Below are 26,784 nucleotides of genomic sequence, written 5' to 3' on the forward strand. Positions count from 1 at the left end.
GCCTAAATTTTCCTTTGGTTTATTAATTGAAATGTACTTTTAAGATTGAGAAATGAAATCTATTTTGCTTTCAGGAACAGCGATAACATTTAGGTTCCCCTCCAACTCATCAGATGAGTTTATAGGAATGAGTTCCTGGGCGTAAGGTTGATAGCGAAAGAGTTTATACCCTTTGCTTTTTAGATAATCAGCAACAGGTAAATTACTGCCTCTGCTCATAGCGATATTTTCATAGAGGATGATAGGACAAAATTCCGATAATATTTTTTCACTCCCTATTAAAACTGACATTTCGTGTCCTTCTGCATCTATTTTAAGGTAATCAACTCGGTTGACGTTTTCCTGCTCAACTAAACTGTCCAAAGTAAAACACGGGACTTCTTCAAAAGAACCAATTTGCATTGATTGTGCGGCATCGCCAGTAACAATTTCGTTCAATTCGGTAGCTGCGTAAAGCTGCAATCGTGCTGTACCAATGCGATCGCTAGCAGCTCCAGCACATATTGTTACCCAATCGAACTCGTTGATTTTACAGGTTTCTTCTAAGCAGCGTAAACAACCTGTAAAAGGTTCCACTGCTAGTACACGACCTGTAGTCCCCACCCGTCGCGCAGCAGTAAACGTATAAACCCCGACATTTGCGCCAACATCTATAACTGTCATGCCCGGTTTGATGGAATTCCGCCAAAATTCCATTTCATGTTCAAACCAATCCCCCTCTGCGAGCAGAACACCTGTTACAATACTCCGAAAGCTAGGCTCAACGGCTAATAATAGATCCTTTTCAACAGGCAGGTAAGTGACTGAAGAATTTGCTGCTAATTTTGCCCATTTCCAATCAGGAGAAGTAGGATCTTTCTTATAAAATTCACGAGCCTCATTTAGCCAGTAGCTAGCTGAATTTCCATTTTGTATATCTCGATAAGCGAGGTAGAGAGCTTGAAAAATTTGTGGTGAATGTGGCGCTAGCTGGTTGGCTTGGTGCAGGTATAAAAGTCCTTCCCTTAAATTGTTAGCCATGCACGAGACTCCTAGTTTAAACTTGATGAAACTCGAATCTGGTAGAACCTTCTCTGCTAGATTCAGCAGTCGGAGTCCACCTGCTGAATAAAATACAATGTGAGTTCGACATAGCACTTCGCTGAACAGGAGAAATGCCTGAGTAGAAGCATCTCTTGCTTGAAGTAGATGTGTCAATTGCTCAGCCAAAGTATGAAGCAAACTGTTGCGCGGTGAAGGCAAGTAAACGAGTGCAGGGGGAAGTTTCTCTATGGTACTGTAAACATTGGGGATGATGTTGAGAAAAGCAGGAAAACCAAGTTCTATAGCTTGCGACATCTCTCCAGTCATCGTCAAGACGAGAGCTAAATGAGCCATACAGAGAGGACAGCTATCTTGCTCTATTCCTTGGTTTAAGGCTTCTAAAGCCATATTCAGGTACAGTTGGCGATCTAATAAGTTTTCAGACTGTTCTGCCAGAATCAAAGCTAATACTGCAACGTTGTTTAAGTCGGTGCTGGAGGTAGGTTCTTCCCAGCAAGTGCTTTCAAGGATTGTCGCTACACGAGCTAGAGAATTTGCATCTAGACTAGGACAATTATGATAAATATAGTCGATATATTTATCTCTCATTTCGCGAGAAGAATCCATTGATTTAGGATCTACTTTTCCACAGCTTATCTCAGATTTTTGTTGAGGATAAAGGGGAAGGGCAAGTAATAAAACTTCACTAACCGTCTTTGCCATTTTTGACCAGGAAAACTTTTTCGCTTGCTCAATTCCGGCAGCTATCAAAGCTTCGCGCACTTCCGGGTTTTGAATATTAATAAGTGCGATCGCCATTGCTTCAACATCATCATCCTTAACATATAAAGCTGCCTCTCCAGCCACTTCAGGTATAGAAGCATTCGGACAAGTAATAACTGGACATCCGCAAGCCATTGCCTCTAAAATCGGCAAGCCAAAGCCTTCATACTGGGAGGGGTAAACCAGCGCCACAGCACCCGAAAAGGCTGCTTTTAACTCTTCATCGCTGAGGGGAAGCTTATGCACTGTACTCCCTGAAGTGTATGGTTCAAACTCATCCTTTGTTAAAGCGCTGTGAAATGTGCAGACAATATCAAATTCTGGTTGATTGGGCAGTTGTGCGAAAGCTTGCAAGAATAATGGTGCATTTTTATGACCGCCTGCCGCACCCACCATCATAAAGTATGGCTTTGAAAGATTGTATTTAATCTTAAAATTCTCGATCTCATCTGGGCTAGCTGGCGATAGATTTTTGGTAACTCCACAATGAGCGACTGTTACTAAATCTGGGGCAATATCAGGAAAAAACTTTAATAAGTCTGAGGCTGTATTGCGGGAAATAGTAATGTATGTAGATGCGTGGCGGATGCCGTAATGTTTCTCGCGCCACATGGGTTCATCAAGATTTGCCTCAAAGACTTCAGGAGTCATGTCATAGGCGATAAAGACAGAAGGTGTTGATAGTGGGGTTGTGTAGTAAGTTGAGATAAATAAGTCTGCACTCTCTTCGTCGCATACTTGCTGGAGCATTTCGCGATCGCTATCCGTCTTCTGATAGTCGTAAGCAGGAACCGGGCAATAGGCAATGCCAGGAATTTTTGGTGCAGTTCCCGCGCGATCGAGTACAATAATATGCTTGGCAAAATCTTGACTCACCCACTCTTCTAAGAGCGATCGCCACACCCGAGCAATTCCCGTATTGTAAAGCTGGAAAAACACACCATCAACAATAATCTTGGGAGGTTGTTCGGCAAGCACAGTTTGCCTCTGCACCTTTTCTGGCTGCACGAAATGCCACTCATTACTATCCTTTTCTCGTCGCGCGATCGGCGCTACACCAAAAGATTCAGCCATATCAATCATTGTTCCATCTTGTACCCATGACAAATAATCACCCAAACGCACAGGAAACTTAGTTTCTACTTGCAGCTTACTCCATTCTGCAACTGCATTTTTATAACCATAATATTGTTCTTTAAATCCTAGCTGTTCTAGCGTCACATAAGCAAAATGCTGGAAAACCAACCCCTTTCTTTCTGTATCTTCATGTAAAAAAGGGTTGACTTCTGCAACATCTCTCCATTCGCGATCGGATAAAGGTTCAGCTAATCTTGGAGGTTCGTGAGCGATCCAAACACATCCCGGTTTAAACCTCCAAGTTCGCAACCATTCCTGTGCAGGATTCTGAGCATAACAGTTGCGAGTGCTAATAACCAGTTTTTCTCCGACAAAATACCAACACCAGTAAAAAGCAGCAGTTTTTTCTGGATGTTCAACGAAGATTTGTCGGGCTTTACAAATTTGTTCTGCTGTCCACAGTTCATCTACATCCATCTGCCACAGCAAGCATTCCTCTTTAATATTTTCCAGGGGTGCATTTACCATCTCGCGTTTCCCATCCCAAAAAACACCTTTTGGCTGGCGATAAACTGTTATATTTTGGGGATAAAGTCGTGCTATTTCATCTATATATTCTGATGTACCATCCTTGCTGCGACCCCGATCGTGAAGTTCGTCAGTAATTTTTCCGCCCAATCGAATAGGCCAGGCAGTATCATGCTTCAAATCAGCTACCCCCTCAACAATATGCCAATGCCATTTAAAAGGTAGTTGCTGCAAAACTTCTATATGGTAGCGGATGAAAGGTTCACCGTTTAGGACTATTGTGAAAAAATGAATAGGCATATAATTTCGCAACATTGGTTCGCTATTCCAGGGGTCAAATGGGATTAATTTTTCCGCAGACAAGTGCGGACGAAAGAAAAATTTGCCTGTTTCGTTAAGCATACAAGCTGCAAAGGAAAATGAGCTATTTGAAATTGCTACAATATCGCACTGGCTCAATATGTAAAAATCCGGGTAAAACTCCGCTTCCGGTAACTCCAAACCTAAATCTTTGGTCGTGATGGGATTATACTCCTCAAAATCACTTAAAACTTTTTCTGGTTCATCACTGGCAATAAATAGTATCGGTTCATCTAGGGTTTCCCACAAACCTTGTAGCCATTCTCTGTACCAGTCGCTCGGTGCTATAAAAAAATCTTCGTAGCCGTAGTCTCCGCGCCGCAAATGCAAACCGACGATGGTTTTGCCGCGCGATCGCAAACAATCCAAAGCCTCCTTCATTTTAGTTTCTATTGCCGGCACAGGTTTGAACAGAGACCGAAAATACTTCTTGTGCGCTGCATAATACTTTGTATGGTACTGAAAGTAACCCCAAAAATCCACATTTTTGAAGGTTTGTTTGGCGTTTGGTATGCGAGCTTCTAAAAGGTTATTAGTTTCTTCGCTAACTACCGGTAACTCTTGAGAAATGGGCGAATCATTGCACCCAAAGAGATATTGACCGATCCAAGCTGGCGTCTCTACTTTTAAGTTATGTTCTTTAGCATAGATTTTCAAGAAAGCATACTGAAATATTTGATTGGCAAACCGTCCGTTTCTACCCAGCGTTGACATTGTGACTGCGGGCTTTTTCACATAAAACGCATCGCCCCAAGATGGATGGAACGGTGTTGTAGTTGCTGCGCGATCGAAACCGCAATTCTCCAAAAAATCATCAATGTCGTCAATTAAAGCGCATCCTTCATACAGTTCTTCATAATTAACTTCCGTGTTAATTGCCTCAATGTATTTCAAAACGTTAGTTGCTCCTTGCAAAGCCAACAACTCTGCACCTTGAATGTCAATATTTAACATATTAAACTCGGCGGGATTAATTTGCAGTTCTTCTAAAAGAGTATCGAGAGTTCTCGACTCAACAACTACCCGATCGACTTCCTTAATTTCCGGATAAATTTCCTGATGATACTTTAATTGTAAGATAGAACTGCTTTGATCCAGAGAAGTTACATATAATGTGCTTGTGCCGTTGATATTGCTAATTGCACAATTCACGGCTAACGCGTTAAAAAAACCCGCTATGTTCGTTTTTAAACGTTCAAATACAACAGGGTTAGCTTCAATTAACAGTATCCTTTGTACTCCCATTGCTTGGTATCTTGCAATTTCCTTGCCTTCGTGGGCTCCAATGTGAATAACGCCGCGCGGCACAACAGAATGTTTTACGCAAAGCTGCTGCAAATCGAGCATATTTGGTGCTTCACTAAAAATCAAAGCTGTGAATCTCTCGTTCACCGCTAAAAAGTTGCTATATTCGTAATTCTCATATTCTGGTAAAAACTGGAGTAAGGGTTGTAGGGCATTGGGCAGTATTTTAAAGATTGTGTAACGAAATTTTTGTAAATGCTCGAATACTTGTTTTAATGTGATGTTAGCATCGACAAATGTTCCGCCATACTCAAACTGAATATAATCTACTTTGCCTTTTTGCAACAGGTGAGTTGCTCCGTAAAGAACTTCTAGTTCGCCGCCTTCTGTATCAATCTTTAAGAAATTAATTCGCTTTATGGCCCTAGTTTGGACATAATCATCAAGGGTAGCTGTTAAAACCTGAAAAGGCTGAGGCGAATCAATGTTATACTGTTTTTCGATTTCAAATCGGCGGTGTAATGTACTCCAACCCGAAGATTTTTCGTAATAATAAAATTCCCTGATTTCCTGTTGGTGTGCTACTGCCAAGTTGTTTAACACGAGTTGACCGTTTTTAATCGGTTCAGCCAGATTTTGTAGAAGTGTTTGATATATTGGCGGTGCTGGTTCAAACAAATGGATTTGAACGTCGGGGCATATATTTAATACTTGATTTGTCCAGCTACCTATGTTGGCACCAATATCGAAAACCACATTACCGGAACCAATAAAATTTTCGATTATTTTTAATTCATAGTTGTTGATAGACTCTGCCTTATTAATATTATTAGTAGATACCCCAGTGCTTTGATGATTTTCTTCCTGTTTCCCGCTGCCTGTATTGCCTAAACTTGCGATTGAATCTTGGTAATACTGAACAATTAGTTCTTTTGCTCGCGCCGGAACAGCAATAATAACATCATCAATAATTACAATATGCCTGCTGTTTTTTCCTGAATTCAACAAATTTAATACTGCGCTAATATCCGGCCAATGTTGAGGTGAATGGGGCGGCGGTGGAGGAGATAAAAACAATCGGGCATCATCAATAAAAATAAAGTGTTCGCAGTCGGAGCGGTTGATTATTGCGATTTCTGCGAGTAAGGGACACTCATCGATTTCTCCATAGGTTTGCCCTCCGCTCCAATGAGCGTCAAGCCAGAATAAACTTAGACTTTCAAGTTGTGATACTGTATTGTCAATAAGATTTCTGCTATCACCGTACAAAAATTCTATGTTTGTGATATGACCGTATTTTTCAGTAACTTTTTGATAAAGGTCTTGAGAATACTCTATTGTAAAAACTTGTTCAAATACTTGGCTAGCCCAGTATGCTGTATGGCCTTGATAAGTTCCTGTTTCAATAAAATTATTAATCCCGTAAGCTTCTTTGAGTTGGGAGATGATTTCTATTGGTGGCCCCATGCGTACTATGCCCATATTCAATCCTTTTGTGAAACTAATTCGGGTATTTTAATTAGAAAGCTGCATTTAATTTAAGGATTTTCAATCTATCTTACTAACAAAATTGACCGATCGCCTACTACTTCCCCTTCACCTGTCCCAACAATACCTTATAATCAGCTCTGTCAGGATTTAGCTTCACCAACTTCTCCAAAGGCTCGATCGCCCCCACCTTATTATTCATCTCCAACCGCACATTTGCCAACCCCTCCAGAGCCGTCTGATTCTGAGGTTCCCGCTGCAAAACCGTCTCATATCCCCGTTCCTGCGCCGCCAGCAGAGACTCCTGGGAGACTACCGCAGCCACCGATTTTTGTTGATGCTGGCTGCTCAAACCGCTGCTGAACAGACTCACAATACCAAAAATCGCAGAACCAGCAAAACCTACCATCGATACTAACGCAAAAATCTGTTTAGTTCGATCGCCCTTATTAACTGGACGAGGGCTAGATTTTTTCTGTATACTTTCCATTGCTAACTCTTGGCCTCGCTGTTTTCCTGGTACTCGCAAAGCACCTATCTCTAGATTGCCCAAGTTCGATCGCAAAACGATCGCCCTTCGCCATTTAAAATTTGAGACCAATTCCAGTCGATTACACAAAACCTGAGATTTGTCAAGGACATTTAGGAAACAATAACACGCGCACGATCTCGATCGGTGAAGGGCGATCGCACCCCTGCATCTTTAGCCGTTATCCTCCGGCAATTCTCCAAACTGATCTCGATAACGCGCCAGCAAAGATTCCAGTTCAGCAGCACGTTGCCGTTCCGCTTGCAAAGCTGAAGCCAATTCATCGGGAATCAATAATTTCTCCCCATTATCTTCCCGATAAAATCCAATCAGTTTGCCTTCTATTTCTAACCGCAGTTGCAATACTTCGCTGCGATGATCTCTGATTAATTCATACCCATCTTCCCCCAATCGATACCCGCGCAATTGTTCCCGAATCCATTCACCTCTAGGGTCAAACAACCAATATTCCTGAACTTCTATCCCCTCGTACAATTCTTTTTTATTATTTTGATCTTCCGACTTTGTACCTGGTGATGTAATTTCAAAAATTACTTTCGGCACTTGCCCTTCTTCCCAGATTTTGTAATTATCTCTGCCACCAGGTTCTACATCAAAAATCACCATCACGTCTGGTGCTACACGGATTTTTGGGAAACCTTGAGCGTAGTATAAAAATTGGTTTGCTAAAACAGTAGCTCGACGGTCTGCAAAGTATTGTTTTAAGACTTCTAAAGTAGTTAAGATTGCATAAACATGGTCGTAAGTTTCTGCCACTGGTTCTCCATCAGCGCTAGGGTATACGATTTCATAAGTTTTGAGGGTGGGAACGACTGTTGTCATGGTCGTGCTTCCTTTGAGTTGTAGATTTATTATAAACTTTTTTGATGCAACTAAGTAGGTTAATTTAATTAAACGTAAAACTATCTCGTGCTTTAGAGTCCCGACTTATTCAAAAATTGGGGGTTCTGGTATGATCTATTTTTGACTACAAATCCCCATCGATCGCCCTTTTGAATTCCTTAATTGCCTCAACATGACTCGGCATATTAACACACCTGACGAGTAAACCAATATCCAGTTCTGGGAGCAATTCGGAACTGCCAATCTCTTCGTATCCTTGCTCTCTGAGAGCATACAGAGACAGTCGGCTGTTTTCCCAAAACCAGACTTCAGGGATTTGCAGCCGTTTGTAAGCCTCTAGCTTATCAATTCCGCCGCTAGTGACGACTACTTCGAGCGCTAAATCTGGACGTTCTCTATCAGCACCCAATTCGTAAGACTTGTCTGCTTCACACTTCACCAGTCGCGATTCATTTTCTAAAGTCAGAGACTCCGTAGGGGTGAAATCGATTCCGGCCGCCATCATGTAAGTTTCTACCAACGCACCGATACGTCCCTTGGCTGTTTCGTGTTTTCTTCCAGGCATTTTCTGAATCTCCAGTATCCCATCTAAAAATGACAGCCGAACCCCTGGAATATCCAGCATCGGTTCTAAGGTTTTGAATTGTTCCCAGGTTAAGCCTGGAAATAGTAACGGCCGATCTAATTTTTCTTCTAATGTTGTTGCAGTCATGGCGCTCCTTAATTCCCAATCGAAAATCGAAAATCTCAACTCTAAAATCGATCGCTCTGGCTCCTTGATTCCCAATTATTCAATCGAAACTCGAAACTCGAAAATCGATCGACCTCCCACACCTTCAAATGACATCAGGATCGATGCCTTGGCTTCTCAAGTATGCCATTAGTCGATCGGCCCTCTGGCGTTCATCTTCGGCGCGCTGGCGTTCCTGTTCCACCCGTTCTACACCCCACAGCAGCAAATTGCCATTCTCATCCCACCAGCGCAACCAATAACCGGTTCTCTGAGATTTTTCACCTTCCCAAACCCCCAGAAATAAACCCATTGATTCTATCCAGAATCGCTGATTAGCATCCAGTTCTTGCAGTTCGTATTCTCCCGATGTCGAGAGTCTGTACACTTCCAATACCCCCGATTTCGGTTCAAAAATTACATAAATCGGGACTTGCAAAATTCGCTCATAAAACCGCCATTTTCCGTAAGGATATGTCGGTTTATTTGAATATTCACTGCCGTCAGTATCCGATAAAAATTCCATCACTACTGCGGGTACTTCTCCCTCAGCATTGCGCGTATAACTGCGGCGAACTTCTCCTGGTTCTGCTGGCAATACCGAGGGAATGTACACCCAATCGGGTGCTTTTACTACTGTTTTGTCGTTGACTTTGGCACAGAGTCCAAAATTGGAAGCTATTAGCATTGAAGCTAGGATAAATCCTGCGATATCCAAGGCTTCTCGCAAGGCGGCGGCTAAAAGTGGTTGGTCGATATTTTCCACAGGATCGTCTGGTAATTTAAAGTCGTCTGGCAATTTTTCCCAAGTTACAGTATACTGGGTTTTGGTTTCAGCCGGTTTCGATAATGTTTGCGTCATTGGTTTTCCTTGTTTTGAGTTAAAGAGTTTTTTGTTAATAGGATTTGGACAATAAGTTTAATGCCAGGGGGCGAAAGGCGCACCTTATTAACTAGCTGTAATTGGGGCGCGCCTTTTGCATCTTACTAACTAGAGTAGATCGCGAATAGTGTGCAATTGCCGTTATTCAATTATACCTGGTTTGCATGGGTAATTTATGGATCTACTGGTTCGGATGACCTAGCAGTTTGAGAAGGTATAACAGGCATTTTTTGCTGTTTCTGCAAGCTGGGAAATCCCGGCTCTACTGATTGATTTCTTGCAGGTGTACTCGCATTTATTTTAGCAGAAAGAGGAGCTAATGTTTGAGTGACTTTAACTTGCTGTCGCAGTTGTTCTGTCGAACCCAACAAGCCTCCTAATCCGTTGAACAACCTGCGAATGTTGTTGCGGAAAGCCGGATCTCCTGTCAAATCATCCACGTCGGAAGTAATTTTCTGCACGTTCTGAAATGTAGCTCGTGCAGAATCTAGAGTTTGCTGCAATAATAGCAAAGTGGCGGGATTGTTTACCTGGCTGGATAAATCTCGCAAATTACCAGAAGCTTGGGCAGCATTCGCTGATAAAACTTCTAAATTGTTCAGCAATTGTCCTTGGTTAATTCGATTAATTGTCGGACTCAAACTGCTGACAGCTACCCGCAGTTCCTGACTGCTTTGATTGATGTTATTCAGAGTTGAGACTAAACTGGCGCGGTTGGTTGCTACTAAAGAATTGAGTTGGTTGGCTGTTAATGTAACTTGATTGGCTGCTTGAGTTACTGAATTAGCAGAATTTATCACAGATGCAGATACGGCTTTTGTAGAAGTGTCCGCTGTAGCTGCTACTTTAGAAATATCAGCGGCGACTGCTGATATTTCCCCTTTAAGCGATTGATTTAAACTGCTAGATTCTACCTTTAATGATTGATTTAAACTGGTTGCTTCTCCTTTTAATGATTGATTTAAACTTGCTATCTCGGTTTTCACCGATTGATTTAAGCTGCCGATATCTCCCCTTACCGATTGATTCAAAGTTTTTATTTCGGCTTGGGCAGTTTGAGTTAAATTAGACAAATCCTGAGTGAGTTTAGCTGCCCCTTTAGCTGTGTTGGCTGTATTTTCGGCCAGGGATTTAATATTGTTGAACAGCGCGGGGTCGGTGTAGAAATTAGCTAGCCGGACTGTGGATCTAATTAGTTCGTCTATAGTGACTCCCGCTTGACCTTTTAAGCGTGAATTTTGGCAGATAATTTCCGGGGGACAGTCGGCACTAACGGGATTGGCGGTAAGTAAGGATTCTGGCAAAATCGAGTTGGGGGTAATGTCGATCGACGATTCGCCAATTAAACCGGATTTATTCGCTTCGATCGTAACATCCCGGGGAATCACTAAAGTACCGGGGGCAATCTCCAGCGTCACGTCTACGCCGTTGGAACCCGGTTTGAGGGCGGTAATTTTACCGACTGCAACCCCGCGATACCTGATGGGCGTGCCTATTTGCATTCCTTGGGCGCTGCCAAATTCTACGGCGAATTTGTAGCTGCGGTTCCCTAGCTGCACGCCCCGCAGCCAGAGCACTAAGCCGCCAAATAAACCGATTCCTACTAAAATTAAGAACCCGACAGAACCTTCTCTTACAGTTCGCGATCGCATATTGCCTCCTTTGGCAGTTGGCAGTGGACAGTTGGCAGTGGACAGTTGACAGTTGATAGTTGGCAGTTGGCAGTTGACTGTTGATAGTTGGCAGTTGGCAGTTGGCAGTTGACTGTTGGCAGTTGGCAGTTGGCAGTTGATAGTTGGCAGTTGACAGTTGATAGTTTTTAATTTTTGTCGGATGTGTTGCCTATAGATTTTAGATAGGCGTTTAGCTTGGGCGACAGTTCGTCAATAATTGGCTTGAGTGTTTCTACTTGCATACTTGTTAGTAGTTGTCTAGTATAAGCCCGTCTCAACCAGTGCCTTTGTTTCATATAAAGAACCTCTGGCAATGTTGATAAATCGCCGATGATCCTGATAGCTCCCTCGACCATTTCCTTCAGCAATATTAGCACCAATACTATCAGCAGAGCGAATAATTTGCTTGCCGACCGTATCTTTTGCTAGTGCATCCCATTTTATAACTATATTCCCAATTTCATCAGCTAATTTTTCGCCTAATTTATAAACATCTAACTTCTGAAAATTTGTTTGTGACATATTTTATCTCTCAATAATACAAACAATTAACCACTGCCCACTGCCAACTACCCACTGCCAACTATCAACTGCCAACTGCCAACTGACAACTGACAACTGACTAATGACTATCCAAGTGCTTGAATTGGCCCAGTAACACTGCCACTAAAAAATTGTCGGATTAACAAATTATCTGTCGATGCAATGTCGCTGACAGTTCCCTCCCACTGCACTTTGCCTCGATAGAGAAATACGATGCGATCGGCAGTGCGGCGGATGGTACTGTCTTGGTGAGTGACGATCGCATAAGTGCTGCAAACCCCTTGAGCTTTCTGCAAGTCGCGGATTAAATCTTCAATTACCGTTGATGCGATGGGATCTAAGCCCGCCGTCGGTTCGTCGTACAGCAAAACCTCTGGATTATCCCTGTCATTATCCGGATTCGCCATGATAGCGCGGGCAAAACTTACCCGCTTCCGCATTCCCCCAGACAACTGCGCTGGATAGCGTTCGCCAATTCGCGGCAAACCCACCATCTCCAACTTTTCCTCCACCAATTCCCGAATGCGGCGGCGCGGCAGCTTAGAATGCTGGTAAAGTAAAAAACCGACATTCTCCTCCACCGTCAGCGAATCAAACAAAGCCGCTTGCTGAAACACCATCCCAATTCCGATCGGATCTGCCACGTCGTCCACCCATCCCACCCGCCGCTGTCCCTGAACAAAAACCTCACCGGCATCGGGGGCCAACAAACCCGCAATTATCCGCAAAATCGTAGATTTTCCCGTCCCGGAAGGGCCAATAATTGCCAGGGCCTCTCCCCGATAAATCCTCAGATCGACTCGATCGAGGATCTGGTTCTGGCCGAAGGACTTACTTACCCCTTTGAGTTCGATTAGCGGCTCAGCCATAAGATGTTATCAATAAGTTGTCAGTCCTCAGTTATCAGTCTAGCTAATGACTAATGACTCATGACTAATAACTAATTACTTAAATTGACTGCCAGAATCAAAACACTCTTGTATTGTAAATTTGTCAGATCGAGCTGTTCCAATACCCTTAAGACTAATTAACCATGTCAATTAGTTCATTTCCTAAAGCCCTTCGCGTCTTGGCTAAAGCCAAGCAGGTTATTGCCCATTCCAGAAATCCTTACCCCCCTTCTTTGCGGAACGGGCGAGTTCACCAGTGGTTTAAGTGGTTGGCCCCCGGACTGTTGGTGAAACGGTGGCTGCTGATCAGTGCTAGCGGTGTGGTGCTTGCCACTTTGGGTTTAGCGATTTGGACTGGGATGACTCCGATTTTTTTCCTGTTGCAATTGTTGAAAAATTTTTTGGCGTGGATTGCGGAAGTTATTCCCAATTACGTGTCGGGGCCGATCATCATTGCCGGCGGGATTTTGTTAATTCTGTGGGGCCAAACTCGCAGTTTGAACTCGATTACTCAAGTGCTGATGCCCGAAGGGAATGAGGAATTGGTTGATCGACTCCTCAACCACCGTCGCTTGCACCGCGGCCCAAAAATTGTGGCAATTGGAGGGGGTACGGGCCTTTCTCATTTGCTCAGGGGATTGAAGGATTACAGTGCCAAAATCACTGCTATTGTCACCGTGGCCGATGACGGCGGGTCTTCCGGGCGACTGCGGCGGGAAATTGGGGTATTGCCGCCGGGAGATATTCGCAATTGTTTGGCAGCTTTGGCAGATGAGGAAAAGTTATTGACTGAGTTATTTCAATATCGTTTTCAGGCCGGTGACGGTTTAGTGGGTCACAGTTTTGGGAATTTGTTTTTGACGGCGATGAGCGATATTGCTGGAGATTTGGAACAGGCGATCGCCGCGAGTTCTAAAGTTTTAGCAGTGAGGGGAGAGGTGCTGCCGGCTACTCTGAGCGACGTTTCTTTGTGGGCAGAACTGGCTGACGGCCGGAGAATTGAGGGGGAGTCCAGCATTACAAAAGCTAACGGGCAAATCCTCAAAATTGGCTGCACTCCTGCTAATCCTCCGGCGTTGCCCAGGGTTGCCCAAGCGCTGAGGGAAGCGGATTTTATAATTATTGGGCCGGGGAGTCTTTATACGAGTGTGATTCCGAATTTGTTGGTGCCGGAAATTGCTGATGCGATCGCCCGCAGCGAAGTTCCGCGCATTTATGTGTGCAATATTATGACTCAGCCGGGGGAAACAGACGGATACAGTGTTGCAGATCACATTCGGGCGATCGATCGCGCTTGTGGCCGGCCCCTGTTCGATGCTGTAGTAGTTCAAGGAAAAGTCCCCTCTGCAAAATCTTTAATCCGCTATTCTCAGGAGAATTCCTATCCGGTTGTGCTCGATAGAGAAGCCGTAACGCAATTGGGCCGGCGAATAGTCATCGCCAATGTCATGGATGAAGATAAAAATACGGGTTTAATTCGCCACAATTCTCAAAGGTTGGCGGGGATGTTGCTGCGTTGGTACGGCCGCGCCCAGAACATTTAAGCTACTTTGAGGGGGAGATGGGGAGATGGGGAGATGGGGAGATGGGGAGATGGGGAGATGGGGAGATGGGGAGATGGGGAGATGGGGAGAGTGGGAGATGGGGAGATGGGGAGGCTAATAACTAATGACTAATGACTACTGACTAATGAATGAAATGAAAACTTTACTGCCAGATTTTGAGGCTACGCGCAAGTTTGGTATGGCGTTAGGTCGATCGCTCCCCGCCGGCACTGTAATCTTATTACAAGGAGATTTAGGTGCGGGCAAAACTACCTTAGTTCAAGGTATCGCCGAAGGTTTGGGAATCTCCGAACCTGTGGAAAGTCCTACTTTTACCCTGATTAACGAGTATTTTGCAGGGCGAGTTCCGCTGTATCATCTAGATTTGTATCGACTGGAACCCGAAGAAGCCGAGGCTTTGCACTTAGAGAGTTATTGGGACGGGTTAGAAAGGGATTTGGGAATTGTGGCGATCGAATGGGCGGAAAGATTGCTGTACAAACCAGAAAATTATTTGCAAATTTCTTTGAGTTATCTCGATAACGGGCGGCAAGCTGAAGTAATTGGTAATGGCGAGTTATTGGATTGGCAATGGGAAAATTGAGAAAGGGCGATTCCCTACGGGATAGCTACGCTTCACGAACTTACTGCGGCGGGCGGTTGACTCGAATCAATTTTTCCCTCAAAGTTTCTTCACCAGCAATAGCATCATTAATGCGTGTTGCCAACCTTTCTAGATTTTTCTCGTCTGTACACACGATAATACCAGCATGATTTGGTTGTTGAGTGTGCAAGCGAATGAAATGCCGACGATTTTGCGTCATAACCGCCCGATCGTTATTCACAGCAAAGGCTAATACTTCGGGGTCATCATCTCCGGCATTTCCTGCCTCTTGAATGGTCAGGGCATCGTGACCTAAATTTCGCAGCAATGCCACAACAGGAAACGGGAACTGTTCATCTGTTCATCTGCATAGAGACGTGCCATAAATTATACTTCCTGCATCATTGCTGCTGCTTCTTCTCGGAGTGCTGTTTCAATTTCTTCGGAGTTAGCCTCCGCATAAGTCCAGACATTTACTAAGTTTGCAGCATTCAACTGGGGATAAAATTGTAGAAGTTCAGCATCACTTGAACCTTGACGGCGCAAACTCACGAACAGCCAAACGGGAAGTCGAGTTTTGGCAATGCAAGCATCGCCGCCACACAGGTCGGGAGTTTTGGTAATTCCTGGCCAGCTATTGTTTAAACTTTGGGTTAAAAGCCGGATGGCTTCAGCTTTCTCAGTCGGAGTTAAGGCCAGGAGTTGTGTTTCTAGTTCTTGGAGAAGCATGGGTAAAATCGCCTTTGCGATGCAGGAATACCCAATTATAACACTTGAGTTAAATTCATGCTTACTCAGCGTCAAATGTCAAAGCTTCCCCCCTAACCGTTGTATCCAATTTCCCATTTTCAAAAACAACTTTTCCTCCAACAACAGTCACAACTGGCCATCCAGTCAAACTCCAACTTTCAAAGGAACTCCAGCCGCACTTACTCGCCATTTCTGCTCCGACAACCGGGCGATACTTCTCCAAATCTACTAATACCAAATCGGCATCAAAACCCGGAGCAATTTTCCCTTTATTGGGAATTCTATAAGCCTTAGCAACTGCCGCCGACATCCAATTAGCAACTTGTGCCACTGTACATCTTCCCTCTACTGCTTGCGTCAGCATCAAAGGCAAAGAAGTTTCGACTCCGGGCATTCCCGACGGCGTATTTGGATATTCTTGAGCTTTTTCTGCTAATGTGTGCGGCGCGTGATCGGTGGCGATAAAATCAATTACGCCGTCGAGTAAAGCTTGCCAAAGTATTTCGTTATCGCGGGTATCCCGCAAAGGCGGATTCATCTGAGCTAAACTGCCAATGGTTTCATAAGCGCTGGTATTTAACAACAAATGCTGCGGCGTCACTTCCGCCGTTACCCAAGTCGGTTTTTCCTGGCGCAAAAACTCGGCTTCATCGCCAGTTGAAAGATGCAGGATGTGCAGTCGGCGTTGATATTTTTTAGAAAGTTTTACGGCTAGTTTAGTTGCTAACAACGCTGCTTGATTGTCTTGAATTTGTGAGTGCACGGCAACATCGGAAATGCCGGCAAATTCCTGACGGCGCTGATTGATTCTAGTTTGATCTTCGGCGTGTACTGCAATTAGCCGATCGCCCTTTGAGAAAACTCGCTCTAAATTTTCCTCTCCATCCACCAACAACTGACCGTGCATCGAACCCATAAACACCTTAATTCCCGGCGTCGGATTCGCACTCAACAAATCCGGCAAATTCTCGGGCGTTGCACCAATAAAAAAGCCGTAATTCACCAAACACTTCTCGGCAGCGCGACTTAGTTTATCATCTAAGGCAGCTTGGGTTGTGGTCAGAGGTCGGGTATTCGGCATTTCCAGAAACGATGTCACGCCGCCTTTAGCGCAAGCACAGCTAGCCGTAAACAAGTCTTCCTTGTGTTCTAAACCCGGTTCCCGGAAGTGTACCTGGGGATCAATTACTCCGGGTAACAGAGTTAAGCCTTTGGCATCTATTTCTCGATCGCCAGATTCGGCAATTTCCGCAGCAACCTTGACAATTTGGCGATCGCAGATTTGCACATCTCCTACCAAAAACTCACCATTGGGCAAAAGAATGCGAGCGCGACGGATTAACAAACTTGATTTGGGAGTCATAAGATATCATTAATTGAGTAAACAGCGTGCTAGCATGGAAGCATTATTAAGTTTATAATTCGTATCCAGCTCAGTCACTACAATACCCTATGACTCGTCTAGACAAGTCAGCCGACGAAAAACCTCCGCAAGACACGGAAAATCCTTGGATCGAAGGAATTAAGACGATCGGCTTAGCAGCATTTTTAGCCTTTGGTATCCGCACCCTGGTTGCCGAAGCACGCTACATTCCCACCGGCTCGATGCTCCCAACCTTACAAATTAACGATCGATTAATTATAGATAAGGTCAGCTATCGATTCCAAGAGCCCCAGCGAGGAGATATTATCGTATTTATGCCTCCTGACCCGGCTAGTTTGTGCACGGGACAGCCGCCACCGATCAAAGATGCCTATATCAAGCGAGTGATCGGACTGCCGGGGGACAGTGTGGAAGTCAGAGAGGGAAAAGTTTTTATTAACAAGCAGCCGCTACAGGAAAAATATATTGAAGAAATTCCGCAGTATCCCTACGGGCCTGTAGTTGTAGCTCCAAATTCTTACTTGGTGCTCGGCGACAACCGCAACGCAAGCTGTGACAGTCATTACTGGGGCTTTGTACCCAAAGAAAATATCATCGGTAGGGCGATCGTCCGTTTTTGGCCACTCAACCGCACAGGGTCGATCGACCCCACGCCCCTTTATCCCGCTAAAAATTAGCTACCACGCACAACCCGCAGATTTCCACCTGCGGTTGTCAGCTTAAATGACCAATTCCCATTTCCCACGATCAACTAATCAACGGTTAAACGAGATTTAATAGGAGATTTCGGGAGAACTTTCACAAATTTATGACCTCATAAACCCGGTTTATTCCTAAATTTCTACCTATCAAACGCAAAAGCAAAACTCGTAGAAACCGAGTTTCTCGCCCGTAAATCTCAAATGGAAAAAATGGAAAATCTGAAATCGACTTACCAGAAATAATTGGTTGAAAGCCTCTCCATTGTAGATAGAAATTAAGAGAAGACTATTCATTACTCCAATCCTCTTCCTTCGAGGTAGAGGTCGCCCTCATCTGTCAACAGTCAACAGTCAACAGTCAACAGTCAACTGTCAACTGAATGAAGTTTCGCGATCGAGCACTTTCACAACTTTGTTGTACATATCCTCTGCTTCTTGCTGCGAGTTGCCGATACTCGTCAATCCCAATTTGCCAAACTCCGACAAACAGCCCATTAAATGAAACACACTCCCCGTCTCAGTACCGCTGTCAAAGTGCAGTTGATTGTCAGCAATAATATCCATCAAATCATTCGGTAACAATCCCCGATAGCGCTCTTTTTTTAAATTGTCCGAAGCAACATAATATTTCGGACGACCCTGCTGGCTGTAAAATAATCCAGTAGTTCGCTCGTACCGACCGTTTGTTAACAGTTTAAGCGCCATAAACGGATGAGTTGTGCCTCCTTTCCGCAAGTTAATTTCTATTGCTTGCATATCCCATTTCCCATCGGATTGCTTTACAGCGAGAAAATCTACTCCAAATCGCTCTAAAGCCCCTTTTTCAGCTAAGTTTTGCCCCACTTTCCATCCCAATTCTTGCAACGCCAGCCGGTAAGATTCGTCCGCAGGAAATCGGCAACCCAAGAAAATTTGACCGTCTGGGCCTCCTAAAATTTGGTCGTGAGTGGAGAGAATTTCTACTTCGCCGCTGGGAACAATTCTGCCTTGAACGCTGGGCGAGAACTTTTCTTCTCCTTCGATAAATGCTTCGGCAATTGCCCCTAATTCGGGAATCCGGCTGCTAAAATTTTCCCAGGTTTCGCCTGTGGATTGAAAGCGCAAATTATGGAAGCAATCCCCAATTGCCTTCGCTCTTTCTTGAGGCGCTTTGCCTGCCAGGGAACGCAGATCTAGAATTGCATTCCCTTCCCCCGAAAAACCTTCATTTAACTTAATTACGATCCGTTGCAAATGTGGCTGCCGTGCCCACAACTCGGCCGCAGCTTCCGCTAAATCTTCCGCATTCCAAACCAACTCGGAACCGTCAGGATAAGGCACGCCACATTCTTTAAAAATTTGCCTGCTACCGCTTTTTGTTCCCCAGTATAACAGATCGGGATCGCTGGCCCACAAAGGAATCCCCAATTTAACAGATAACTCGCGTTCTAATGGCGTCGAGTTATAACAAACCATATAAGATTTTGTCGGCCGCACTGCTTGACGAATGCGCTCCATCAAGCGGGGACGATCTAAAATTTTCTGGGTGAGGGATTTGGCAGAAGCATCGTAAGCACTGAACAGCAAAAGCCGATCGCGCGCGTGAGAAAATGGTATTCCCGGCAGCAATTGCAGGTAATAATCCACAATCATCGGGTGCAACGGTTCCGAAGTAATGTAAATTAAGCGCGTGCGGGGATTTCGCAGGCGAATCAATGAAAATAAATGCCGCTCTTCGTAGTGGTAAGCACCCTCCACTTTCTGCATTTCTTGCTGATCTAAGCTGAGAGAGGGAATAATAATAATGTCACAATCTCCGCTGTCGAATTCTTCTATTGCTCGCCAACGTTCGCGTAATTCTGTCTGAAGATTGCGAAACTTCTGCGCCGATTCGGAAGATGAATTATTTAACTCTTGCATTGCGTTTTATCCTAAGTATTCAAATAATTATTGCTGATGAGGTAGCGTGCGTCAGCCCAGATATCTGAGACAACTCAAACATTTTTTTCCGGGGTACCTTACCGGGAATATTGACAAAAATGTCCAAATAGTGACTTAAGGTGCGTCAGATCAAATATTTGAGGCAACTCAAACAGTTTTTTCCGGGACACGCTACCGGGGATGCTCGGAAATTTCTGTCAAGTTACTTTAAGAAGCTCGCCGCACTCGAAAAAGTCTGGCATATTCCAATATAGGCTCTAAGCGGCGTTGATTTTGCTTGATTGCCGATCGCAATTTTTCCGAAGGGCGGAACACCAGAGGAGCCGAATATTTGTTCAGCATTTCCATCTCTGGCGACTGGCTCAGCAGCATCAGCCGTACATCTTTGTCAAGCAAATAACTCAGAGAAAGCAAATCTCCCATGTTAGTAAAATCGTTACCGCGATCGCTAATTACAATTGTATCTTTAATCGACCGGTTAGCTATCGCCTCTTTGTTAATAATTTTCGCAACTTCAGCATTTAAATAGCTCAAGTCTTTGCTCCACCAAGTATCAGAAAAAGCGCTGACCGTACAGGATGATACACTTGCTGTAAATACCAAGGCTAAAATGACTTGCCAAAACCGCTGCTGAGTTTTCACGTTACTGGCGAGCAAGTAAGCAACTGCTAGCTGCACTCCCGGAAAGCAAGAAATCAGATAGCGGCTGACGGCGGAACGTTTGCCACCTAGGATTAGATCCGGTAATGCCAGTATCAAAAAAGGCACAAAAATTGATGTTAAAATAAACAGCCAAGTAGAAGTGCTAACCAGGCGGCATATTTTGTAAAGGGCTGCCGCAATTAACAGCAAAAATGGCCATCTCAGCAGATAAGTCCAAATATTATCAAACCCGAAGTCGAAGTCAAAAAATAAGGCTGTAAAGCTGAGCGTCCACAGTTTTGCTAGATACAGCCAACCCGGAGATACTCGCGTCCAATCTGTCGTCGCTGAGGCTCGTCCCAGGTTGGTTGCCAGCACGTAAATCCACGGCAGATACAAGATTAAAGCTGCTGTTACTGCTAAAAAAAATTGAGAATTAGTGAGATGACTTCGCAATTTTCTTTTTTTAACAAACACCCAGCAAGAAATTATAAAAACTCCGTGTCCGATCAGTGTTAAACTGAAAAAAGGGTGAGTGTAGAAGCCGATCGCGATCGCCAGCGAGTAATAGACCCAATTTTGCCAGCCCCGCAACCGCACTGCTCTCAACAGCAGCCAACTGCTACCAATAACTGCGGCTGTCAGCAAACTGTACTGCCTTGCTGTCTGGGCAAATAAGATGTCAAAGGGAGATAAAGCTAACAGTGCTGTTGCTACTAAGGCCACATTTTTTGAGGCGAAAAGTTCCTGAGCTAAAGCGTACATCAAAGGCAGCGACAGCAAACTCAATATTGCTGGCAAACTGCGGGATGCTGCTAGAGAGCTGCCAAATTGCTGCATCCACAAACGAGCCATGAGAAAGTACAAAGGCGGATGTTGTGGGTCTTCTAGTGCTAAAGAACGAATTGTGTCTGCTGCTGTACTTCCCGGTTTTATCCGCTGATATTTCTGCAATTCTGGTGCGGGAAAAATCCGGTTTTGGAATAGTGCGTCGTCGATTTCTTGGCGGGTGAAACCAGCGGCGCGGATAGATGTGTAAACTTCGTCGTGCCAGTACAGTTTGCGATCGAGATCGAAGAACCGAAATCCGATTCCTAGTAAAATGCCGAGCGCCAATAGGTTCATCAGCCAGCGGGAATTTTTAGGATTAACAGATGTGTCTTGAGGTGTTGTAGATGCCATGCTTGTCCTTATTGTGGCGATCGTCCGAGAGGAACTGTCGATCATCCTAGACCTCACTCCGAGAGCTCTTGATACCAACTCCATACCCCAACCGACAATAATTCTACCCTCTGCCGGATGCCGAATACCTTCTAGACCAGAGCCTTCTGAAAGCTGGCTCAGGCTCAACCACCCCCAAAATCAAGAATCTTCAGCCAGATCATCCCAGAAGCTCCAGAGCCCAAAAATAACTGCTAACATACGTGTTGTACAGTTAATCAACAAGCTCCGCAAGGGGTCTACCCGCGTACCGAAAATGGCAAAAAAAGAAGCTTCTACAAAAACTACTGAAAACACAGAAAAGCAAAAAGCCCTAACTTCCGTACTGTCCCAAATCGAGCGCAGCTTTGGCAAAGGGGCGATCGTCCGATTGGGAGACTCCACTCGCATGAGGGTAGAAACCATCCCCACCGGAGCCCTGACACTGGACATCGCTTTGGGCGGCGGTTTGCCAAAAGGTCGAGTTATTGAAATTTATGGCCCCGAAAGTTCCGGTAAAACCACTCTAGCGCTCCACGCGATCGCCGAAGTCCAAAAATCCGGCGGAATCGCAGCCTTCGTCGATGCCGAGCACGCCCTCGATCCCACCTACGCCTCAGCATTAGGCGTAGATATTGAAAATCTCTTAGTTTCCCAGCCAGATACCGGCGAAATGGGCCTAGAAATAGTCGATCAACTCGTCCGTTCCGTCGCCGTCGATATCGTAGTAATTGACTCCGTAGCCGCCCTCGTCCCCCGCGCCGAAATCGAAGGCGACATGGGCGACTCCCACATGGGTTTGCAAGCGCGCTTGATGAGTCAAGCTTTGCGGAAAATCACCGGCAATATCGGCAAATCTGGCTGTACCGTCATCTTCCTCAACCAATTGCGGCAGAAAATCGGCATAACTTACGGCAACCCCGAAACCACAACCGGCGGCAACGCACTCAAATTCTACGCCAGCGTGCGGCTCGACATTCGCCGCATTCAAAGCTTGAAAAAAGGTACAGAAGAATACGGCAACCGCACGAAAGTTAAAGTTGCTAAAAATAAAGTTGCTCCGCCTTTCCGCATTGCCGAATTTGACATTGTATTTGGCAAAGGCATTTCTACTTTAGGCTGTCTGACTGACTTGGCAGACGAAATGGGAGTAATTCTGAAAAAAGGTTCTTGGTATAGCTACAACGGAGAGAACATAGCTCAAGGACGAGACAAAGTGATCCAGCACATGGAGAAAAACATCGATTTCAAAAATGAAATTGAGGAGCTAGTTAAAAAGAAACTTGAGACTGGTGCTGTGGTTTCTGCTAATTCTGTCGCTCCTGTTGAGGTAGATGTTGATGATGATGTTGAGGATGATGATGTTGATAATGTTGATGATGACGCTCAAGATGTAGGAGATATGGAAGAAATCTAAATTTTGTAGTGATTAGTCATTGGCAATAGTAGGTTGGGTTTCAATACAGAAACCCAACCTACTATTGTATTATTGCTGTTGCGATCGTGTGCTGCCTGTGTGCTTTTATCTTTCGAGGAGCCGAAGGTTACTCAAAGCAAAGGGTTAGCAGAGACAGCTATGCTAATAGATTAGCAATCTCCCGGTGCGATCGCAAGTGCACCTTACCCGGTGATATTTAAACCTTTGCCTTTGGTTTGTAGTGAGGACTAAAGTCCTCAGATTTGATGAGGACTAAAGTCCGAACGATCAAACACTTTTTTTTACCAGGAAAAATAGGTTTAAAGCCTCTCCCTTAAAGGCGAGAAATTAAAAGAAGACGATTCATTACTTCAATCCTCTTCCTTCTGGGTAGAGGTAGCTGTCAACTGTCAACTGTCAACTGTCAACTGTCAACTGAAGGGTAATTGACCGGAACTGATATCGCTTACGATCGCTTATTCAGGCATAGAAACTGGCTGAAAGTATTGAGAATTAGCCCGCACATAACAGTTTTGTCTTGTCCGCAACCAGGGTTGACCGTTCGCCATCGTAATCGCATTTACTCCCCTGAGTTCAGCAGCAATTGTATCTCTATCCGCGCGGTAAACTTGTTGAATTGCTCCGTTTGGCGTCTTGCGGCAGTTGAGTTGTCCATCTCGCGACGTGACTCGCCAAGCAGGCCAAGTTGCAGAACCAGCAGTTTCAGTCAACCAAGTATTAGAATTGCTAGAAGTATAGTCGCCACTTGCATTAGGACGCGGTAAAGATTCGACTAAATTTACTTTAAATGTCTGGCCAATAGAAGGACAATTTTCTCCTCCTTTCACCTTCCAAGTAACTTCGGCTCCCAATTGGCTGCTCCTTCTAACTTGACGCCTAACAATGGTAATATCCCCAGAACAAACAATTTTTCTGCCAGGGCCGGTCGCACTGTCTTTGAACGTCCCATTGTAATAGTAAGAGCCTGCTGCTCCTTCGGAACGGGTAATTTGAATATTGCCCAAAAATTCCCGATTGCCTACTTTTGTCAAGTAAAAACCTCTGGGATTGTTCGCTTTTTCTGAAAGGTTTAAAGTAGTTTTACCGTTAGGATTAACATAAGTCGTAGCGCTAGCAGCACCGCACCAAATTAATGACAGAACTCCTGTGGATAACAAAATGGAAAGTTTTTTCACAGCAACACCTTGTATGATATGAATCTCTATTTTATTTATAGCTGTTGGTGAAGATATTTAGCCAGTCGCTCAAATGAGTGTCACTCATTTGAGCGACATTCTAACGACATAGGGGCAATCGCCCAGGATTGCTACTACAAATTCGGCAACCACGGGGGATTGGCACTACTGCGTAATTCCGAAAAATCAACTCTGCATAACTTCACCTTGCTTCAGCTCCCTTCAACTCTCTTCACTTTTCTGCACCTGCATCACGATGCCTGCAAGTTTCCACTTCTGACTCATTGCAAGTTCCAATTATTGGCAGCAGAATAAATTTATATACGTAAGTAAGGGAGTTCAAATCACCGCTAGATACTGTGGATTTTACGGCTACTTCCGGGTGGGTCAAGTTGCCGCAAGTAACACTAGCCAGATTTTGGCAACTGGCAGATTTCACCTCTGAGGCTGTTTGTAAAGAAATGTAAAAGCTCCTGATCGCCGATTGGTTTGACAGAAAGTACGATTTTTAAGCTGAGTCGGTAAAAAAAGTCGTCTTGATTCAGCGCAAAAATGAACTTGACAAACACAAATTAATTTGCGAGAAAATTAATTCATTGTTGAAGGGAGAATAAATCATGGCTGACGGTCAATTAGAAGTTATATTAAAGATGGCTCAAACAATTAATCCTCAAATTGAGAGCGATCGACATTTTGAAATAGACTTGGCGAAATTGCGCCAACTGCCAGCAGGAACATTAGGGTGCTCAGTGGCGCAATTTTTAGACGAACAAGGGTTTGAGCCGATCGCATCGGGAGACTGGATTCAGCGAAACCACGACGTTTGGCACGTTCTGACTGGTCTTTCAGCTTCAACAGAAGATGAATTTATACTTCAAGCGTTTACTCGTGCTCAAGTATTTCGTCCTTCTTGTGCGATTTTAGTGTTAGTTGGACTGATCAGCGGCAAATGCGCGATCGGACAAATTATCAAAGGCTTAAAACATGGAAAATTAGCCACTAGGCTAATTGACTGGGATGTTGCATCTGATTGGGAAACTCCTTTATCTGAAGTTCGAGAAAAACTCGGAATTCAACCATTCATTGATTAGATATTAACTCGTTACCTCATTGCAAAAGTATGCAAAGCAAAAGTTACAAACCGGAAATTAGCCTGAGCCCACGGGAAAGAGCGATCGCGCAATTAGTAGCCCAAGGCCTGCCAAACAAATGTATTGCCAAAAATTTAAATATCAGTCACTGGACGGTTGCTACTTACGTGAGGCGGATTTTTATCAAACTCGGTGTTTGTTCCAGAACTGCGATGATTGCACTGCTGATCCAAGAAAATTTGCTCTGGGACTGATCAATAAGTCAATACGCTTCAGTTAAGCCCGATCCCCCCTAGCCCCCTTCTTAAGGGGGGAACAAGAACTTACTCAAAGTCCCCTTTCTTAAGGGGGATTTAGGGGGATCTCCGAGGAATAAACAGTTTTAACCCAAGCGTATTGATCAATAAGTAGGGTGCGTCAGATATTAAGAACGGGCAAGATGCCCGTTCCACAAAAATTCAATGTTCTTGTGGAACGGGCATCTTGCCCGTTCTTATTTACAAGCGTTAATTTTTTTCTATGCCAAAGCCACAGAACCAGAAGAATTTCTCAGAAAACTCAGCAATTCTCGATTCACCGTTTGCGGCGCTTCCTGCTGAATCCAGTGACCGCAATTAGGGACTAATTTTAACTTAAACGGAGCCGTAATTAATCTGTCTAAACCTTCTACAAGTTTGTGGCTCAAAAACGCATCTTCTTCTCCCCAGAGCACCAAAGTAGGCACTGTCACAGGTTCTAATTTCTGCCCCAAATTCCAAAGCCTCTGCGGGTGAAACATCTGCCGGTAATAATTGATAGCGGCAGCTAATACTCCCGGCTTTTCTAAAGCAGTCTGATAAATCTTAGTTTCCTCAGCGCTAAAAGATCCTTTGCGAACAGCTTGTCCTTGGAAAACATTGTGTACAAAATCTTTCAAGTTTTGCCGGATCAACCATTCGGGAATGCCGGGAACCTGAAACGCCAAAACGTACCAACTGCGGCGGATTTGATCTAAATTGCTCGCCATTTCCTGCACGAATCGCTGCGGGTGCGGAGCGTTTAAAATTGCCAAGCGGTTGAGTTGTTCGGGGAATTTTTGAGCTAAGTGCCACGCAATCGCCCCTCCCCAATCATGACCTACAACGTGAGCTTTTGTATAACCGAGGCTCGCAATCAAACCGCGAATATCCGCGCTCAGCGTATCTAAATCATAGCCGCTTTCCGGCTTGTCGGAATCGTTGTAGCCCCGCAAATCCGGCACCACAACCTTGAAATGACGCGCTAAAGCAGGAATTTGATGACGCCAAGAGTACCAAAACTCTGGAAACCCATGCAGGAGGAGAACGAGCTCGCCTTCTCCTTGAGAAACGCAGTGCAGGCGGATGTTGTTGGTTTCGACAAAGATGTGTTGCTGTTCGGAAGCGAAAGAATTCATAGTTGAAAAGTTAGACTTATTTTCGGGAAGTACAGAACCCGCCGACTGGTAGCAGATGAGTACAAATAAACATTAGGAGATGGGAGGCGGGTTTTGCCTTCATCTTCTCGCTTTTATCATAGATTCTTAGCTAAACCCGCCCCTACAAGGTACTATTGTTTTTTTGCCATTACCTACTTAGTCGGCTGAAACGGCCCAATGGTTTTAATTATTCTACTTTTATTGTAGCTGCTTTTCGATCCCCGCCGCTGCAATCTAATTAAACTTAAAACTTGTAGGGTTTTTGGGTGTCCTGTGTTTTAGGT

The 26,784-nt window shown here is 44.5% G+C and carries 21 protein-coding genes; 6 read left to right on the plus strand and 15 right to left on the minus strand.

Annotation, left to right across the window (positions count from 1 at the left end; translation table 11 throughout):
- Positions 1-39: 39 nt before the first annotated feature.
- The 8 genes from QUA58_RS04995 to QUA58_RS05030 all read right to left on the minus strand — a co-directional run bounded on the left by QUA58_RS04995 (position 40) and on the right by QUA58_RS05030 (position 12,595).
- Positions 40-6,498, minus strand: coding sequence for an FkbM family methyltransferase (locus QUA58_RS04995; RefSeq protein ID WP_333393220.1), 6,459 nt, complete (start codon positions 6,496-6,498; stop codon positions 40-42).
- Between the two features lie 103 nt (positions 6,499-6,601).
- Entirely contained in the window at positions 6,602-7,105 is a 504-nt protein-coding gene (locus tag QUA58_RS05000; protein WP_333393221.1) for a tetratricopeptide repeat protein, read from the minus strand.
- Between the two features lie 102 nt (positions 7,106-7,207).
- Positions 7,208-7,876 (minus strand): Uma2 family endonuclease, encoded by a 669-nt coding sequence (locus tag QUA58_RS05005; RefSeq protein ID WP_333393222.1) that lies wholly within the window; start codon positions 7,874-7,876, stop codon positions 7,208-7,210.
- Between the two features lie 145 nt (positions 7,877-8,021).
- Positions 8,022-8,609, minus strand: coding sequence for a Uma2 family endonuclease (locus QUA58_RS05010; RefSeq protein ID WP_333114749.1), 588 nt, complete (start codon positions 8,607-8,609; stop codon positions 8,022-8,024).
- A 124-nt stretch (positions 8,610-8,733) separates the two neighbouring features.
- The gene (locus QUA58_RS05015; RefSeq protein ID WP_333393223.1) at positions 8,734-9,489 is read right to left on the minus strand and encodes a Uma2 family endonuclease; all 756 of its coding nucleotides are present in this window, start codon (positions 9,487-9,489) and stop codon (positions 8,734-8,736) included.
- A gap of 194 nt (positions 9,490-9,683) precedes the next feature.
- Complete coding sequence (locus QUA58_RS05020) at positions 9,684-11,162, minus strand: MlaD family protein (protein WP_333393224.1); 1,479 nt, start codon at positions 11,160-11,162, stop codon at positions 9,684-9,686.
- A 279-nt stretch (positions 11,163-11,441) separates the two neighbouring features.
- A complete protein-coding gene (locus tag QUA58_RS05025; RefSeq protein ID WP_333393225.1) occupies positions 11,442-11,705 on the minus strand; it encodes a four helix bundle protein in 264 nt (87 codons plus the stop codon).
- A gap of 107 nt (positions 11,706-11,812) precedes the next feature.
- Positions 11,813-12,595 carry an ATP-binding cassette domain-containing protein gene (locus QUA58_RS05030; protein ID WP_333248820.1) on the minus strand — a complete coding sequence of 261 codons (783 nt, stop codon included), beginning with the start codon at positions 12,593-12,595 and terminating at the stop codon, positions 11,813-11,815.
- A 164-nt stretch (positions 12,596-12,759) separates the two neighbouring features.
- Here QUA58_RS05030 and QUA58_RS05035 point away from each other — a divergent pair, with 164 nt between their 5' ends.
- Complete coding sequence (locus tag QUA58_RS05035; protein WP_333393226.1) at positions 12,760-14,160, plus strand: gluconeogenesis factor YvcK family protein; 1,401 nt, start codon at positions 12,760-12,762, stop codon at positions 14,158-14,160.
- Positions 14,161-14,314: 154 nt separating this feature from the next.
- A complete protein-coding gene (gene tsaE / locus QUA58_RS05040; RefSeq protein ID WP_333248930.1) occupies positions 14,315-14,764 on the plus strand; it encodes a tRNA (adenosine(37)-N6)-threonylcarbamoyltransferase complex ATPase subunit type 1 TsaE in 450 nt (149 codons plus the stop codon).
- Positions 14,765-14,804: 40 nt separating this feature from the next.
- Here tsaE and QUA58_RS05045 read toward each other — a convergent pair whose 3' ends face one another.
- From QUA58_RS05045 to QUA58_RS05055, 3 genes are all read right to left on the minus strand, one after another.
- Positions 14,805-15,098 carry a DUF5615 family PIN-like protein gene (locus tag QUA58_RS05045; RefSeq protein WP_445243631.1) on the minus strand — a complete coding sequence of 98 codons (294 nt, stop codon included), beginning with the start codon at positions 15,096-15,098 and terminating at the stop codon, positions 14,805-14,807.
- A gap of 53 nt (positions 15,099-15,151) precedes the next feature.
- A complete protein-coding gene (locus QUA58_RS05050) occupies positions 15,152-15,493 on the minus strand; it encodes a DUF433 domain-containing protein (RefSeq protein ID WP_333153907.1) in 342 nt (113 codons plus the stop codon).
- Between the two features lie 61 nt (positions 15,494-15,554).
- Complete coding sequence (locus QUA58_RS05055) at positions 15,555-16,877, minus strand: dihydroorotase (RefSeq protein ID WP_333393227.1); 1,323 nt, start codon at positions 16,875-16,877, stop codon at positions 15,555-15,557.
- Positions 16,878-16,966: 89 nt separating this feature from the next.
- Between QUA58_RS05055 and lepB the strand changes: the two genes are divergently transcribed.
- The gene (gene lepB, locus QUA58_RS05060; protein WP_333248809.1) at positions 16,967-17,575 is read left to right on the plus strand and encodes a signal peptidase I; all 609 of its coding nucleotides are present in this window, start codon (positions 16,967-16,969) and stop codon (positions 17,573-17,575) included.
- A 396-nt stretch (positions 17,576-17,971) separates the two neighbouring features.
- On the opposite strand, the gene QUA58_RS05065 is transcribed toward lepB, so the two are convergent.
- Together QUA58_RS05065 and QUA58_RS05070 are read right to left on the minus strand one after the other, a co-directional pair.
- Positions 17,972-19,498 carry a peptide ligase PGM1-related protein gene (locus QUA58_RS05065; protein WP_333393228.1) on the minus strand — a complete coding sequence of 509 codons (1,527 nt, stop codon included), beginning with the start codon at positions 19,496-19,498 and terminating at the stop codon, positions 17,972-17,974.
- A gap of 228 nt (positions 19,499-19,726) precedes the next feature.
- Positions 19,727-21,343, minus strand: a complete 1,617-nt coding sequence (locus QUA58_RS05070; RefSeq protein ID WP_333393229.1) for a glycosyltransferase family 39 protein — start codon at positions 21,341-21,343, stop codon at positions 19,727-19,729.
- Positions 21,344-21,638: 295 nt separating this feature from the next.
- Here QUA58_RS05070 and recA point away from each other — a divergent pair, with 295 nt between their 5' ends.
- Positions 21,639-22,778, plus strand: a complete 1,140-nt coding sequence (recA, locus tag QUA58_RS05075; protein WP_333248799.1) for a recombinase RecA — start codon at positions 21,639-21,641, stop codon at positions 22,776-22,778.
- Between the two features lie 476 nt (positions 22,779-23,254).
- On the opposite strand, the gene QUA58_RS05080 is transcribed toward recA, so the two are convergent.
- On the minus strand, positions 23,255-23,974 hold the full coding sequence (locus QUA58_RS05080) for a hypothetical protein (protein ID WP_333393230.1): 720 nt from the start codon (positions 23,972-23,974) through the stop codon (positions 23,255-23,257).
- A 617-nt stretch (positions 23,975-24,591) separates the two neighbouring features.
- Here QUA58_RS05080 and QUA58_RS05085 point away from each other — a divergent pair.
- Together QUA58_RS05085 and QUA58_RS05090 are read left to right on the plus strand one after the other, a co-directional pair.
- On the plus strand, positions 24,592-25,065 hold the full coding sequence (locus tag QUA58_RS05085) for a Coq4 family protein (RefSeq protein ID WP_333248793.1): 474 nt from the start codon (positions 24,592-24,594) through the stop codon (positions 25,063-25,065).
- A gap of 29 nt (positions 25,066-25,094) precedes the next feature.
- Positions 25,095-25,319: a helix-turn-helix transcriptional regulator gene (locus tag QUA58_RS05090; protein WP_333036912.1), complete on the plus strand. Its 225-nt coding sequence runs from the start codon at positions 25,095-25,097 to the stop codon at positions 25,317-25,319.
- Between the two features lie 263 nt (positions 25,320-25,582).
- Here the strand turns inward: QUA58_RS05090 and QUA58_RS05095 are convergent, their stop codons facing one another.
- A complete protein-coding gene (locus QUA58_RS05095; protein ID WP_333393231.1) occupies positions 25,583-26,479 on the minus strand; it encodes an alpha/beta hydrolase in 897 nt (298 codons plus the stop codon).
- Between the last annotated feature and the right edge of the window lie 305 nt (positions 26,480-26,784).

The sequence above is a fragment of the Microcoleus sp. N9_A1 genome (genome assembly GCF_036701795.1).
GTDB lineage: Bacteria > Cyanobacteriota > Cyanobacteriia > Cyanobacteriales > Microcoleaceae > Microcoleus.